General features: G+C 44.8%; 12 protein-coding genes and 1 tRNA gene. 10 read left to right on the forward strand and 3 right to left on the reverse strand.

Features of this window, described 5'->3' with window-relative positions:
- The coding region (locus QN395_RS14265) for a hypothetical protein (protein WP_323492221.1) at positions 1-811 on the forward strand (811 nt) is incomplete at its 5' end.
- Between the two features lie 193 nt (positions 812-1,004).
- The gene (locus tag QN395_RS14270) at positions 1,005-1,358 is read left to right on the forward strand and encodes a hypothetical protein (RefSeq protein WP_323492222.1); all 354 of its coding nucleotides are present in this window, start codon (positions 1,005-1,007) and stop codon (positions 1,356-1,358) included.
- 144 nt (positions 1,359-1,502) lie between these two features.
- Here QN395_RS14270 and QN395_RS14275 read toward each other — a convergent pair.
- Positions 1,503-1,579: transfer RNA gene (locus tag QN395_RS14275), tRNA-Met, on the reverse strand.
- A 285-nt stretch (positions 1,580-1,864) separates the two neighbouring features.
- Here QN395_RS14275 and QN395_RS14280 point away from each other — a divergent pair.
- The 3 genes from QN395_RS14280 to QN395_RS14290 all read left to right on the forward strand — a co-directional run bounded on the left by QN395_RS14280 (position 1,865) and on the right by QN395_RS14290 (position 7,127).
- On the forward strand, positions 1,865-4,621 hold the full coding sequence (locus QN395_RS14280) for a diguanylate cyclase domain-containing protein (protein WP_322118265.1): 2,757 nt from the start codon (positions 1,865-1,867) through the stop codon (positions 4,619-4,621).
- Positions 4,622-4,704: 83 nt separating this feature from the next.
- Complete coding sequence (gene ppnN / locus QN395_RS14285; RefSeq protein WP_322118266.1) at positions 4,705-6,075, forward strand: nucleotide 5'-monophosphate nucleosidase PpnN; 1,371 nt, start codon at positions 4,705-4,707, stop codon at positions 6,073-6,075.
- 92 nt (positions 6,076-6,167) lie between these two features.
- Positions 6,168-7,127, forward strand: a complete 960-nt coding sequence (locus tag QN395_RS14290) for a chemotaxis protein (RefSeq protein WP_323492223.1) — start codon at positions 6,168-6,170, stop codon at positions 7,125-7,127.
- Positions 7,128-7,252: 125 nt separating this feature from the next.
- Here QN395_RS14290 and QN395_RS14295 read toward each other — a convergent pair whose 3' ends face one another.
- Complete coding sequence (locus QN395_RS14295; RefSeq protein ID WP_322118268.1) at positions 7,253-7,654, reverse strand: hypothetical protein; 402 nt, start codon at positions 7,652-7,654, stop codon at positions 7,253-7,255.
- Positions 7,655-7,897: 243 nt separating this feature from the next.
- On the opposite strand from QN395_RS14295, the gene QN395_RS14300 reads away from it, so the two are divergent.
- From QN395_RS14300 to QN395_RS14310, 3 genes are all read left to right on the forward strand, one after another.
- Positions 7,898-8,122, forward strand: a complete 225-nt coding sequence (locus QN395_RS14300; protein WP_322118269.1) for a hypothetical protein — start codon at positions 7,898-7,900, stop codon at positions 8,120-8,122.
- Positions 8,123-8,292: 170 nt separating this feature from the next.
- Positions 8,293-10,266 (forward strand): CocE/NonD family hydrolase, encoded by a 1,974-nt coding sequence (locus QN395_RS14305; protein WP_323492224.1) that lies wholly within the window; start codon positions 8,293-8,295, stop codon positions 10,264-10,266.
- A gap of 188 nt (positions 10,267-10,454) precedes the next feature.
- On the forward strand, positions 10,455-12,518 hold the full coding sequence (locus QN395_RS14310) for a M13 family metallopeptidase (RefSeq protein WP_323492225.1): 2,064 nt from the start codon (positions 10,455-10,457) through the stop codon (positions 12,516-12,518).
- A gap of 45 nt (positions 12,519-12,563) precedes the next feature.
- On the opposite strand, the gene QN395_RS14315 is transcribed toward QN395_RS14310, so the two are convergent.
- Entirely contained in the window at positions 12,564-12,830 is a 267-nt protein-coding gene (locus QN395_RS14315) for a hypothetical protein (protein ID WP_322118273.1), read from the reverse strand.
- A 259-nt stretch (positions 12,831-13,089) separates the two neighbouring features.
- Here QN395_RS14315 and QN395_RS14320 point away from each other — a divergent pair, with 259 nt between their 5' ends.
- Together QN395_RS14320 and otnI are read left to right on the forward strand one after the other, a co-directional pair.
- Positions 13,090-14,082, forward strand: coding sequence for a bile acid:sodium symporter family protein (locus tag QN395_RS14320; protein WP_322118274.1), 993 nt, complete (start codon positions 13,090-13,092; stop codon positions 14,080-14,082).
- Positions 14,083-14,117: 35 nt separating this feature from the next.
- Complete coding sequence (gene otnI, locus QN395_RS14325; protein ID WP_322118275.1) at positions 14,118-14,918, forward strand: 2-oxo-tetronate isomerase; 801 nt, start codon at positions 14,118-14,120, stop codon at positions 14,916-14,918.
- Positions 14,919-15,110 lie beyond the last annotated feature (192 nt).

Genomic DNA, 15,110 nt, shown 5'->3' on the forward strand with positions numbered 1-15,110 from the left:
AAACAAGAAAACCAATCGCAACAGTGGCCACACCCATGCTCGACTTTACTGGTTTGGGTATTTTGCAAGAAGCTCTAATAACATGATGAATACGGTAAATTTAGAACTTGTTGAAGCGTTAACTGCCGATCAAATTCAGGGCGCTCTAAACACTTGGGAGTTTGAGGGAAGTGAAATATTGCTAGCCCTGGTTAGAGCGCGAGATTTGGTGCTCAGAGCGGGTGAGATTGATGAATCAGTTTTATTGGGGTTGAAATTTGCAATAGAGCATGGTCCATCAAGGGTTGTAGATATTGCTTGCATGATCGCCAGATCACTGACTGAAAAGTATGTTGAAGCCGAATCGCTTATTTCTCGGCTTGCTAGATCTAAACGACTTCAAGGGCGTGTCGGAGCGATCATGAGTTTACCTCCGACACTAAACGATGATTTCTTAGCGGGGATTATCAAGGATTTAATATCTGATAAGTCTAGACGAGTTAGGGAGATGGCGATTGCTTGGGTTGGAAGAAATTATAGTATTCAATTTTTGCCGTTGCTTAGGGTTGCCATGGCACGCGAAAACGACATTGAGATGCGAAGTTTTATCGCAAAAGAGATTGCACTCTTGAGTGATGGTTATTACATAAAAAGGGAAAATGGAACCGTTTATGTTACGGTGGTGCCGTCTTCCAGGGGGATTATGTCGGGATTCTTCAACGAACGGAATAAAGATGAATTGAGCGATGGACAAATCGTTGAAATATTTTTGAAAGAAAAAAATTTAAGCAAGCGAAGCCCAACATCTCAGGCCGGTAAAGTGTCAGATTAATATTGAGACGTGTGCAGCAAACTGATTAGCCGGCGTTGGCAAAAGCACCGGCTATCTATAAATACTAGCCATGACCAGACTAAAGAAGTGCTTATAAAAGCGGAACAATGATTGAATTTTGAAAATAAAATTGGGGAGAATCTTTAAAATCCCCCAACTCTCAAATAATCAATAATTACTCAATGCCAAGCAAATGACGACAAAGTTCCGAACGATACTGTCCAACGCAACGAGCGTTTTGCTAAGTCTATGCTTAGCAACATCGACCATCAACTCAGCAATCGCCCAGACGACGAGTTCTGGTGCTGTGGGCAAAGGCATCATCCACATCAACGACGTTGGCGCAGAAACCGTCACCTATGTTCACACCGACGGATTAGGCAGTCTGGTAGCGAGGACGGATCAAAACGGAACTCGTCTTACGCAGACCAAATACGAAGCCTATGGCATGACGGTGGCCGGCGGTGATATTCCCACTATCGGTTTCACGATTATAGGGTTTTGCCCCAGACAATGGTTTGATACCGATGGGGGCAGCAATTATTGATCGCTGCCAGGTTTCTGCCTCAAATGAGATTGGGTACCAGGGTATCGGTAATAGCATGTCAAACAGAAGTGCATCAAAATTGCAGCAATAAATCGTTTTAAATGCAAAAAGGCTTACAGCAATTCTGTAAGCCTTTGATTTTATTGGTTGCGGGGGCAGGATTTGAACCTACGACCTTCGGGTTATGAGCCCGACGAGCTGCCAGACTGCTCCACCCCGCGTCTGAAGGGGCGAATTTTACAGGTCGATGGTGAAGTTCACAACCTATTACTGAAAATAATGTTTTACTGCATTAGTATCTGGGTTACTGTTTTTTTCGAGGAAACTTTTTTTACTGTTTAATTTGCTGTTTAATGTTGAAAAAATAAGCAAAGTCACTGGCAAACTGAAAGCTAATTTTGATGTAGGCATGTTTCACTCAAGATAATGTCTTATCGCAATAAAACCTATATAAAATACATGCATAATATAGCGCTTTGATGCTACTGCACATTTAAAGAATTTTCATGTACTTATACGCGCTTGATGATGAAGTAAATCGGCTTGAGACCGAGTTGGCGACATTGGCTGGCGCCGCAAGAGTCAATACTTTGGTTAACGTGGCTTGGCATTTGCGGCAGCGTAATAGTCAGCGAGCATTAAATTTGGTAAACGAGGCCGATGGGTTATTGCGAAATAGTCCTTTGATGCCAGATCAACGTCGTGGCGTGCGCGCCAGGTTGGCATTGATTCGTGCCGAGGTTGCAGCATTGTTCCGCGATTTTGATAATGCTGAAGATTTTTTGCAAAGTGCCAGGACAGGTTTTATTGCTACGGGTGATCTGGTTGGTGAGGGCGATGCTGCGCTAACAGAATCGGTAATCGCGCTGGAGCAAGGTCAGATGGAGCGCGCTATTGCCGCTGCTCAGAATGCCAACATTAATTTTGGTCGGGTTGGTGATCGCATGCGCCAAACCCTGGCTCGTGGCTGGGCGATTTACTTAATGGCATTTACTGATAGCTTGGTCGCAAGCGAGCAGCTAGCCGAACTGATTGTGCTCAACCCCGAGCCAAGGCACCCAGCTGTTGCCGCGCTGATTTCAGCAGCGCAAGGTGAGATTTTATTTTCTCCTGAACTGACCCGATCTGCTGTGATGTATCACCATGCCAGCAAATCTGCTGAGCAAGCTGGGCTTTTACGGTTGGCAATTGTCTCTGCATCAAATGCCGGTGTTTGTTTACAAAAGCTAGGTGATTTTGAAGAGGCTGCAGCTTGCTACGATTGGGCGGTATCTTGCTCTCGCAAAACTGGATGGCCTGCATTAATTGGCTATAGCATGATGCGATTGGGCGAATTATTGCGACATTTGGGGCAGTTTGATCAAAGCCAGATTGTGCTACAAGAAGCCTTAGAGCGCATGAGTGACAACAAAATCGGTATTCACAAAGCAATTGCGCAGGCAGAGCTTGCGAATACCTTGTTGCTACGTGGCGATGCAACTCAAGCAGCAAGCTATTTTGAATCGGCAATTGCTTTATATCGCGAAGCAGGGTCGCGCAATAATTTAGCAGAGCATTTAATTTGTTATGCCCGCGCTTTATCAACGGCAAACCAGCCGGGCGCCGCGTTGAAGGCAATTGACGAGGCAAGGCAGTTAATCGACGAGCTATCCCTGGATGCCTTAGGTGTAGATATCAACGAGGCAATGGCCGAAATTTATGGCCGACACGCTTTGTCCTCGCCTGCCGATATGACGGCACCGAATATCGTCTTGCATTATCTTGAGCAAGCCTTGGATTTTGGTCACACAGTACCTGGCTGGCTGGCTCCTTCTAAATTATTATTGTCCTTAGGTGAGGCGTGGTCTAACGCGGGCAATGGCCAACATGCGTTTACTTATGCAAAACAAGCAATCGCTGCCGATCAGCGTGAGCGCACTAAACAAGCTGCAAACTGGGCAACATTGATGCAAGTGCGTCATGAGACCGAACGGGCCAGAGCTGAGGCATTGCATCATCAACAATTAGCGGCAACCCTGTTAGAAACCTCGCAAACTCTCGATTTGTTGAGCAAAATCGGCCAAGAAATTACTGCTGACTTAAACCTAGAAAATGTTTGTCACGGGCTGCATCGCCACCTTAGTGCGTTATTGGATGCATCCGATTTGTCCATCTGGCTGTTAGACGCAGATGGCATTAGTCTGAACTTGTATCACCGGGTAGAAAATGGCGAAGTTATTTCTTTGCAATTAACAACACCTGATAGAAGCACCCGCAATGCTGCGCGTTGCATCACTGAGGGACAGGAACTATTAATGGAGATGGGATTTTCTAAATCCTCGTCTGATAGCGCCAATGCTGATCGCATGCGTATTGCTTTGTATGGACCTTTGATTGTCGGCGATCATATCTTGGGTGTGATCGCGATACAGTCGACCAATCAAGCCGCTTACGGTGAGCGGCAACGGCTCATATTTCGTAGCTTATGTGCATACGGTGCAATCGCTTTAGATAACGCTCATACACACCACAATTTACAAAAAACTCAAAAACAGCTAGAACAAGCTTTGCTTGAATTAGAAGATGCAAGTTTGACTGATCCTTTAACCGGGCTCAAAAACCGACGGTTTCTGACCCAAAATATTGAGGCTGATGTCGCCTTAAGTATTCGGAGTTACCAGACTCCGTCCACTACCGATGACTCGACTCCAAAAGATACAGATTTGCTGATGTTCTTAGTTGATCTGGATCATTTTAAGCAAGTCAATGATAAATATGGTCATGCTGCCGGTGATGCGATCTTGGTGCAGATACGGCAACGCTTGCAGCAAGTATTCCGCGATTCTGATTACCTGATACGGTGGGGCGGTGAAGAATTTTTGATCGTGGCACGTGGCACTTCAAGAGACAGAGCTGAAGAACTGGCAGAGAGAGTGAGAACTATTGTGGCTGATGTGCCATTCCAACTTGAGGGCGACTTATTTATTCGTCAGACTTGCTCGATTGGTTTTGCTTGTTTCCCGTTCGTGACAGTTTATCCACGTGCGATTGACTGGCAAGACGTAATTGATATTGCTGATATCGCCTTATATTCAGTGAAGCATTCTGGCAGAAATGGTTGGGTTGGCTTGTTGGCGGAAGAACACGCATGGCCAGAATTATTGCTTTGTACCTTGAAGGCCGACGCGCAAGCCGCCATACTCAATAACGAATTGCGCATGACTACAAATAAAGTGACGGAGGCTGTAGTCCATGCTTTGCGTGCCAAGCAGCCCGGCGAGTAAAATAAATACATCACCACAGGTAAGTTCGGATATTGACTAAGCGACTGCCTGAGTTCATTCCTATTTAGAAAGATATGCGACACATGGAATATGCCGTAATTGATACACAAATTTCACCCGATGGCCGGATGGAAGTTTTATCCAAAGCCGAAGTACAAAAATTATTGGATACCAGCCATAGCGGTCTTTATCAATTGTTTCGCCGATGCTCACTCGCTGTATTAAATTGCGGTAGCAGTCTGGATGACGGTAAAGAATTGCTGGAGCGTTATAAAAACTTTGATATTCGCATTGTCCAACGTGAACGTGGCATTAAGCTGGACGTCAAAGCGGCGCCTGCCAGTGCCTTTGTTGATGGTGTAATGATCAAGGGAATACAAGAGCATTTGTTTGCTGTGCTGCGCGATATTTTGTTTGTTCAGTCGGAGATAGAAGACAACCCACAGTTCGATTTGACAGCCACAGAAGGTATCAGCAACGCGGTATTTCACATTCTGCGCAACGCTAATTTCTTACGACCACAAATCAATCCTAATATCGTCGTTTGTTGGGGCGGGCACTCCATCTCTAGTGATGAATATGACTACACCAAGCAGGTGGGTTATCAAATGGGTTTGCGAGCCTTAGATATTTGCACCGGTTGTGGTCCGGGCGCAATGAAGGGGCCGATGAAGGGTGCAACGATCGGCCATGCGAAACAACGTATTCACGGCGGACGTTATTTAGGGTTGACTGAGCCAGGTATTATCGCGGCAGAGGCACCAAATCCTATCGTCAATGATTTGATTATTTTGCCTGATATTGAAAAGCGCTTAGAAGCATTTGTCAGAGTAGGTCATGCTGTTGTCGTGTTCCCTGGCGGAGCAGGTACGGCGGAAGAGATTTTGTATTTGTTGGGCATTTTGCTTCACCCAGAAAATGCGGAGATGCCTTTCCCTCTGATTTTTACAGGCCCAGAAAGTGCTAAAGATTATTTTAAACAAATTGATCAATTTATTGGTGATACTTTGGGTACAGAGGCGCAGCAACGCTATCAAATTATTGTGAACGATCCCGTGTTGGTCGCGCAGGAAGTGCAGGCCGGTATCAAGAAGGTGAGAGAATTCCGTAAAGCCAGAGGAGATGCGTATTATTTCAATTGGTTGTTAAAAATCGATACAGAATTCCAAAAGCCGTTTGATCCTACTCATGAGAATATGCGCAACCTTGCGTTGCACAAAAATCAGGAGCGCCATTTGTTGGCGGCAAATTTACGTCGCGCTTTTTCAGGCGTGGTCGCAGGCAATGTCAAAGACCAGGGGATACGTGCCATCGAGAAGCATGGCCATTTTGAAATCAGGGGCGATGTCACTCTGATGGAGTCCATGGATGCCTTGCTTAACTCATTTGTTGCACAAAGTCGCATGAAACTACCAGGCAAAGCATATATACCGTGTTATCGCGTTATAAAATAAGTTTTAGTAGCATAATTAGATGTAATGACGAGTCGCCCGATTTGCTCATACATACAACATGATCGACTCCCTAACCCTTGAGGATTACTGACATGAGTAGCAGCGTACAACAGGAAGTTGATGAGCGTACTAACCTGACTGGCTCTAATAAATTTGAGCTGTTGTTATTCCGGCTAGGCGGAGATGCTAACGGCGATCGCTCGGAGCTGTTTGGTATTAATGTGTTTAAGGTGCGTGAGATTGTTGCCATGCCAGTGATTACTGCTGTCGCTGGTGCTATGCCACACAATCTTGGTGTAGTGAATTTGCGTGGACAGATTATTCCGGTAATTGACTTGCCATCGGTAGTTGGGTGCAAGCCTAAGACTGGTCTAAATATTATGTTGGTTACTGAATACGCCCGTTCAACCCAAGGTTTTGCGGTGGAATCGGTAGAAGAAATCGTCCGTCTCGACTGGAGCCAGGTGTTATCCGCAGAATCTAGCGCCGGTGGCGGCATGGTCACCAGTATAGCCCGCCTTGATGGCGATGTAGAAGATACCCGTTTGGCACAAGTCTTGGATGTGGAGCAAATCCTACGTCAAATTTCACCCAAAGATGGTAAGGACGTAGACCCAGAAACAATAGGTGCCAAAATTGTACTACGCGCTGGCGCAGCGATTTTGGCAGCCGATGATTCTGCCGTTGCACGTGGCTTGATCGAGCAAGCTTTAAATGCCATGGGAACGCCATTCATTATGACCAAAACTGGCAAGGAAGCATGGGAGCGCTTGCAAGCTATTTCAGCTGCTGCGCAAGCAGAAGGCAAGACGGTATACGACAAAGTGGCGATGGTATTGACGGATTTAGAAATGCCAGAGATGGACGGTTTTACTTTAACCCGCAATATCAAGCAGGATGAGCGTTTTAAAGGTTTACCAGTGGTGATTCATTCATCTTTATCAGGTTCCACTAACGAGGATCACGTCAGAAGCGTTGGCGCAGATGCATATGTCGCAAAATTTGTAGCAGAAGAATTAGCCGCGACTATTCGTGAAGTGTTACGAGGCTAATCTTGATCGCTTAAGTTCGGCTGCGCTTGTGAGCTAAGCCAAGTAAAGTTGATTACCAATTATAAAGGGCGCATTAAGCGCCCTTTATAATTGAACGGTCGTTGTAAATTTAAATCAATTTTTATTCAACGATCTGCTGGCGCTTGTGCCGGCACTCGTTGCCAACCAGCCGGGCAACTCTTAATCGACGGATAAAAACCGTCGGGATTATGGCAGTAGTACCAATCACCAGAGCTTTGTTGCGGTGTCCCAGGTGTTACGTAGTTATTGGGCGGATTATTGCTATTTGATTGCTCAATATAGACCGTGGTCGGAGGGGCAACTACTACATCTGGATAATAGCGGTAGGTATTTGGGTAATAATATGGTCCCCCATAATAATATGAACTGGCAAACACGGGGAATGGGTTGACATAAATACCCAAACCAAAACGTGGCCCATGATAAAACGGACGTGCCAGAGCTACACTGCTGCTAGTGATAGCAAGGATTACCAACATAGAAACAAAAGGTTTAATTAACTTCATCACACACCTCGCAAAAAATACAATGACATCATACGCAATTAGTTTAGGATGAAAATCATAATAATACTTAATGAATTACAGCCTGTTACTCGTTTATTATCTTTATTTAAACTACGTTACATGGAAGGTTATAACCATAATTTTTCATTAAAAATATCGTTTATTTGACCGGATGAGTATGAAAAAGTTTAACTAATGCAGTAGAAATAGCATTTTAATTAAGATAGAAGAGCGGAGAGAGAAATGACTTACGAAGAATATTTAGATGAAGTAACCACGTTGTTGACTGAAATGTATGACCTCACAGACGAGGCGGCGATTAGGTATGTGATGCGCGCGCAAGCAGCGAGTTTTTTTAGTTTGCATGACGATTATCCAGAAATGCGCAATCAACAGCGTGCGATTCATGATGCTAAATTAGTGTTTGAGCAAAGAAACAAATCACGTCCAGAAATTTATCGAAAATAATTTCGTTTTTAGGGCACTAAATTTTGCTCTCATAGTCAATAACAACATTTTGATTTAGTTTTTACAGTTTAAAGAGAAAATCATCCTTTTTATGGAAGAGCGCCAGCGCTGTCTCTTAAGGGATTTTTTTGATTTTGTCCGACGCTGATTTAATTTACTTGAAAGCTGCCATGCCAAGTTTGAAGTCCTTGTTCTTTATTTTCCTTCTCTTTGTCTTTGCTTTTACAAATATTGCTACTGCGGATAGTCTCAATACAAAAGAGTTGAACAAAGCCGACGCTGCTGAAGCAAGTAAGCCCAATACCCGTGAAAACTACACCAAGTATGAATATCGCATTCCCATGCGTGACGGCGTTAAATTATTTACCGTGGTGTATGTACCCAAAGACGCCAGCAAAACCTATCCGTTTCTAATGGTACGCACGCCATACAGTGCAGGCATTCATCAGCAGGACCAATTGCATTATGGGGTAGATTTTTATCCTTCGTCTTTAGGCCCATCTAAAGAATTTGATGCCAGCGGTTACATTTTCGTCAATCAAGATGTGCGCGGTCGCTATATGTCTGAAGGCAAATGGCAAGAAATGACGCCGCATCAAAAAACTGCACGTTTAGGAGGTGAGGGTGTTGAGAGTCAGGACATGCATGACACTGTTGAATGGTTGCTCAAAAATGTATCCGGCAATAACGGCAAAGTCGGCATCTGGGGAATTTCTTATCCTGGATTTTATACATCGGCCAGTATCATCGACTCCCATCCCGCGATCAAAGCCGCATCTCCGCAAGCACCAGTGACTGACTTGTATATGGGCGATGATTCTTATCATGGCGGTGCTTTCATGTTGTCGGCTAATTTCGGTTTTTATGCCAGTTTTACCGAGCAAGCTAACCCGACTAACCAACCTAAGCGTTGGGATGAGTTTGATTTTGGAACTGAAGATGGTTACGAATACTTTTTATCGCACTTGACGCTGAAAAAAATCACAGGACAACTTACGGAAAAACAGCGTGAATTATTGATGCCAACAATTAACCATACAAGTTATGATGAGTTTTGGCAGTCAAGAAATATTGCGACGCATCTTAAAAATATCCACGCTGCAGTTCTGACCGTTGGTGGTTGGTACGACGCAGAAGATCCGCAAGGACCATTAACAACCTATCGCAGTATTAAGAAAAACAATTCCGGTATTTATAACGGACTAGTGATGGGACCTTGGGCACATGGAGGATGGGGGCGCTCCGATGGTCAGTCGCTAGGCTACGCCAATTTTGATGCAAAGACAGGGGACTATTATCGTAAAAATATTGTTTTTCCTTTCTTTGAACAATATCTCAAAGGAGTGACTGGTAAAGTAATGCCAGAAGCTCAGATGTTTGAAACTGGTACCAATGTATGGCGCAGTTACTCATCGTGGCCACCGCAACAAGCGATCACGAAGACATTGTATTTTGGTGCCGGCGGTACTTTGAGTTGGACGCAGCCTTCAGCCAATATTAATGCATTTGACGAGTACGTCAGCGATCCAAAAAAGCCGGTCCCGTTTGTTGGTTACACGGCACTTGGAGTACCAAAAGAATATCCGACGTCCGATCAGCGTTTTGCGTCCACCAGATCAGATGTATTAGTTTACAAGAGCGAGCCGCTGGAGGACGACATCACGATCGTCGGGCCAATTTCGCCAAAACTATTTGTCTCTACTACGGGTACCGATGCCGATTGGGTAGTTAAACTTATTGACGTTTACCCTAGTGATTATCCTGCCCCAGTTGACGCGAAAGTTAGGCTTAATGATGTACCTCCGCCATCGATGACGATGGGCGGTTATCAGCAATTGGTGCGTGGCGAACCTTTGCGCGGCAAGTTCCGCAATAGCTTCGAGGCGCCGCAACCGTTTGTCCCTGGTCAGGTTGAAAGCGTGAATTATTCTATGCCTGACATTAACCATACGTTCCGTCGCGGTCACCGCATTATGGTACAGGTGCAAAGCTCCTGGTTTCCGCTGATCGATTTGAATCCGCAAAAGTTTATGCAGATTCCAGATGCAAAGTCTGAGGATTTCCAAAAGGCGACTCAGCGTGTGTACCACGCGCCGGGACAGTACTCGGGTATCGCGGTTCAGGTATTGCCAGCATTAAAATAGACCCTGCCGGGTGATTTCAATATGAGTGTTGTAGTAAAAAATGTGGCGAAAAGGAGTAACAGCGCTTAACCATATTGCCCTTTAGTTTTACTTATTTTGTTTGACTTACTTCGTTTTACTTGCTTAGACAAGTCGTTTGACTCATTGACCTGGGTCAAGCTTCCATTAATTTTTATGAGACACAATCAATGAAAAAAACAATGACACTGCGTCGTAGCGTACTGGCAATTTTGCTGTGCTTCTCATCAGCAGCAACCATACATGCGCAATCCAATAGTAATAATCTGGTGCTAGAGGCGCAAACGATGGACCTTAAATCGGATCCATGTACTGACTTCTTTGAGTATGCCAATGGTACTTGGCTCAAGACAAATACTATTCCCGCTGATCGTGCGCGCTATACCGCATATGACGAAGTGACCGAGAGAAATCTGCTGGCCCTAAAGGGAATTGCCGAATCTGCATCGGCTAAATTAGCGGACCAAAGCAATAGTGCCGTAGTCAATCTGATTGGTGCTTATTATCATAGCGGTATAGATGAAGCGCGCATCGAAGCGGATGGCGCTAAGTCATTGGCGGCAGATTTGGCTCAGATTGACTCTATTACTGATCGTGCTCAACTGTTAGCAGTAATCGCACATCAACATCAAATTGGTGTCGGATCACTATTCAATTTCTATATTGATCAAGATGCTAAAAACACTACGCGGTATATCCCTCAAATCGTTCAAGGCGGCTTGGGTTTGCCAGATCGTGATTATTACCTCAAAACCGACGCAAAAACCTTGGATATCCGTCAAAAATATCAGTCCTATATTGCGACGATGTTTGGATTGTTAGGTGATGTACCAGAACTCGCCAAACAAAACGCTGCAGCAGTTATCGCATTAGAAACACGACTTGCTAAAGCCTCTATGAGCAAGGTCGATTTACGCGATCCAAAAGCTTCTTATCATTTGATGGACGTTAATGGCTTAAGCAAGTTAAGCAAACTTGATGGAAGTGCTAAATGGGCTAATTATTTCAAAGATATTGGCTTGGTTGACCCCGCACAATTTAATGTTGGTCAGCCTCAGTTTATTGCCGAGGCCGGCCGCATGTTGAACACTTTGCCGCTCCCGCAATGGAAAACCTATCTACGCTGGCAATTAGCAAATGCAAACGCCAAAGATTTATCTTCCGCTTTTGTAAATGCAAACTTTGACTTCTATGGACGTACTTTAGCTGGCACCAAAGAATTACAGCCGCGCTGGAAGCGAGTTTTGCATAACCTCGATAGCAATGTTGGTGAGGCATTGGGAGAACTTTATGTGGCACAATTTTTTGGTCCCGAAGCCAAAGCCGGCGTGTTGGAGATGGTCGATAACATCAAATTGGCAATGCGTGACAGCCTGGCTAAAGCAGACTGGATGGCTGCCAGCACCAAGCAACAGGCATATCGCAAATTAGATACGATCGTTGTTAAGATTGGCTATCCGGACAAATGGCGTGATTACAGTCAACTCAAAGTCGATCCTAATTCTTATGCAGGTAATAATATGCGTGCAGCCGAGTTTGAATTTAAACGTAATCTCGCTAAGTTTGGCAAACCGATTGACCGAAACGAATGGGGCATGACACCGCAAACGGTCAACGCTTATTACAATCCGACGATGAACGAAATGGTCTTCCCTGCAGGTATTTTGCAACCACCGCTTTATCACATTAAAGCTGACCTTGCTGCAAATTACGGCAACACAGGTGCCACGATTGGTCACGAACTAACGCACGCATTTGATGATGAAGGTCGTCAGTTTGATGCCGATGGTAATCTTAAAAGCTGGTGGACTACATCGGATGAAAAAGCCTTCTTAAAGCGAGTTGCCGGGATAGAAAAGCAATTTGATGAATTTAATCCTATCGAAAAATTGCATATCAATGGCAAATTGACTGCGGGTGAAAATATTGCCGATCTTGGCGGCGATAAAATTGCTTTGCAAGCCTTGCGTGCTGCATTGAAAAACACGCCACAAGCGCCAGAGATTGATGGTTTAACGCCAGAGCAACGTTACTTTATTGCGAATGCACAGAGCTTCCGCGGCAAGATGCGTGACGAGAGTTTGCGTCTGCAATTGGCAACTAATCCACACGCATCTGAAAAATATCGAGTGATCGGTCCTATCGCCAATATGCCTGAATTTGCCGAGGCATTTAGTTGTCCTGCAAATCGTTCTCCACTTCGCCCTGAGGGAAAGCGTGTGACTATTTGGTAAGTCCTAACGGTGTGATCAGGCCGAATCCAGACTAAAGGTGCCTGATTACACTTTTTCCATTTCTTCTGCATCTAGCGCAATGACGTGAGTTTGTAACATACCAGTTTCGTCATGCCATTCACGTACTACACAGGCTTGGCCAAAATCATCGAGGTCAACGATTTTAAAAAAATTGCCGATCATTGATTCAAATAAAATTCTTTCATCAGCAGGGAAGCTTTTAATGAATTGCTTGTCCAGACTAACAATACGAACAATGTCTCCCACTGTAACTATTTGATTTTTACAGTCGAGTATTTTGGGGCTAGTCATATAAAATCCTCAATTTTGATAATAGTTGCATTATCCCATAGCTTATCGCTCGTACCGCATGCAGTGCCACTGGATATCTTAATCAAAAGAAATTTTGTTGCTCGCCTATTCTTTTATTTTCTTGCCTTTATTGAATGACTATTTTGGTTTGCTTGTAGCAAATTGTATTTGGATAGCTATGACACGCTTGAGATAGCGAGGCTTACAGTACAATCAAAGTATTCTCTATTTTCTCTCCACGCACTCCGCGTATTCCAATATGAAGCGTCCCCGTTTTTTGCCCGATAACATGACCTTGCTGATATTGGCAGTCGTGCTGACGGCGAGTATCTTTCCTTGCACTGGCAATGTGGCAGTTGGTTTTGATTATGTAACGACGTTCATGATTGGCCTGCTATTTTTTATGCATGGCGCAAAACTTTCTCGTCAGGCGGTGATTGCTGGTGCAGGTCACTGGCGTTTACATCTAACAGTATTGTTATTTACTTTTGCAGTTTTCCCGATTCTTGGTTTGCTGTTGAAACCTGTACTGCTGTGGATGATTACACCTGAGCTGTATCTTGGTATTTTATTTTTATGCGTGTTGCCCTCAACCGTACAATCGTCGATCGCTTTTACCTCGGTCGCGCGTGGTAATGTACCCGCAGCGGTTTGTAGCGCATCTGCCTCCAATTTGCTCGGCATTTTTCTCACACCTTTATTAGTCAGCCTGATCGTTGTATCGAATGGCGCTAATCATTCTTCATTTGATGCAGTATTAAAGATTGTGTACCAATTGCTGCTACCGTTTGTGGCTGGCCAATTAGTGCGACCTTTGATCGCGCCCTGGATAGAGAGAAATAAAGATGTTCTGAAGATGGTCGATCAAAGCTCTATTCTGTTAGTCGTTTATGTCGCTTTTAGCGAGGCTGTTGTACAAGGTTTGTGGAAGCAAGTGCCGCTGGTGATGTTGGCCAGTCTGCTGATCATTAGCGGTGTGATGCTGGCGATTATCATCTTCTTGACGTCTTATGCCAGCCGTCAGTTCGGTTTTAGTAAAGAGGATGAAATTACTGTGGTTTTTTGTGGTTCCAAAAAGAGTCTGGCCAGTGGCGTACCAATGGCAAAAGTTTTATTCGCCAGCCACACGGTAGGCATGGTGCTGCTACCGCTGATGTTGTTCCATCAATTGCAGCTAATGGTCTGCGCCGTGTTAGCGCAACGGTATGCTCGTCGAAATGAAATAGCTGGACTAGGGTCTGTTGACACTTAAAACCGAAAAATAGAAATAATTACGAAGGAGTCGCGATGCCCCGTTTTGCCGCTAACCTCAGCATGATGTATACCGAACACGCCTTTATTGACCGCTTTGCTGCTGCCGCTAAAGATGGATTTAAAGGTGTGGAATTTTTATTCCCTTACGACCATCCAGCTAGCCAATTACGTCAGAATTTAGATGAGCATGGATTGCAACAAGTTCTCTTCAATGTCTCTCCCGGGAATTGGATCGCGGGCGAGCGTGGTCTGGCGTCGTTGCCGGGCCGCGAGGATGAGTTTAAGCATGCGATTGATATTGCACTTGACTATGCCCGCGTGCTGGGTAATCGCACATTACATGTCATGGCAGGATTAATACAGCCAGAGCAGGAAGAGCTGGACAGAGCGCGCCATCGCGCTGTGTATCTTAAAAATCTTGCCTATGCTGCGTTGCTTGCTGCCAAAGAGGGCATCACTGTAGTGATTGAACCCATCAATACACGTGATATGCCCGGTTATTTTTTGACCCATCAGCAAGAGGCACAAGAGATTTGTACTGAAATCGGCGTAGAAAACCTACAAGTGCAATTTGATATTTATCACTGCCAGATTATGGAAGGCGATGTCAGCAAAAAGCTACAGCGCGATATGCAGCGCAAGCATGGCGGCATTGGCCATATCCAAATTGCAGGTGTGCCAGATCGGCATGAACCCGATCTGGGCGAGCTGAATTATCCGTATTTGTTTGAGCAGATCGATGCGCTGGATTATGCAGGCTGGATCGGTTGTGAATACAGACCGAGGGCAGGGACATCAGAGGGATTAAATTGGTTAAAACCTTGGCTGGCATAAGATGTCAGACCAAATGCTGGGCTAACTCATCACAGCTAAAAAACCTATACTCCCCCATTTTTTTATAAAATATGCCGTATTGTCCAAGGAGTCATTGGACACTTAATAAATACGGGTGGGGGTATATATTGGCGATATTCGGCGATTAAACCGAATATCGCGAAGTTGTTCACTAGCTTGCCCATTGAGTCG

The sequence above is a fragment of the Undibacterium sp. RTI2.2 genome (assembly GCF_035018705.1).
Taxonomy (GTDB): domain Bacteria; phylum Pseudomonadota; class Gammaproteobacteria; order Burkholderiales; family Burkholderiaceae_D; genus Undibacterium.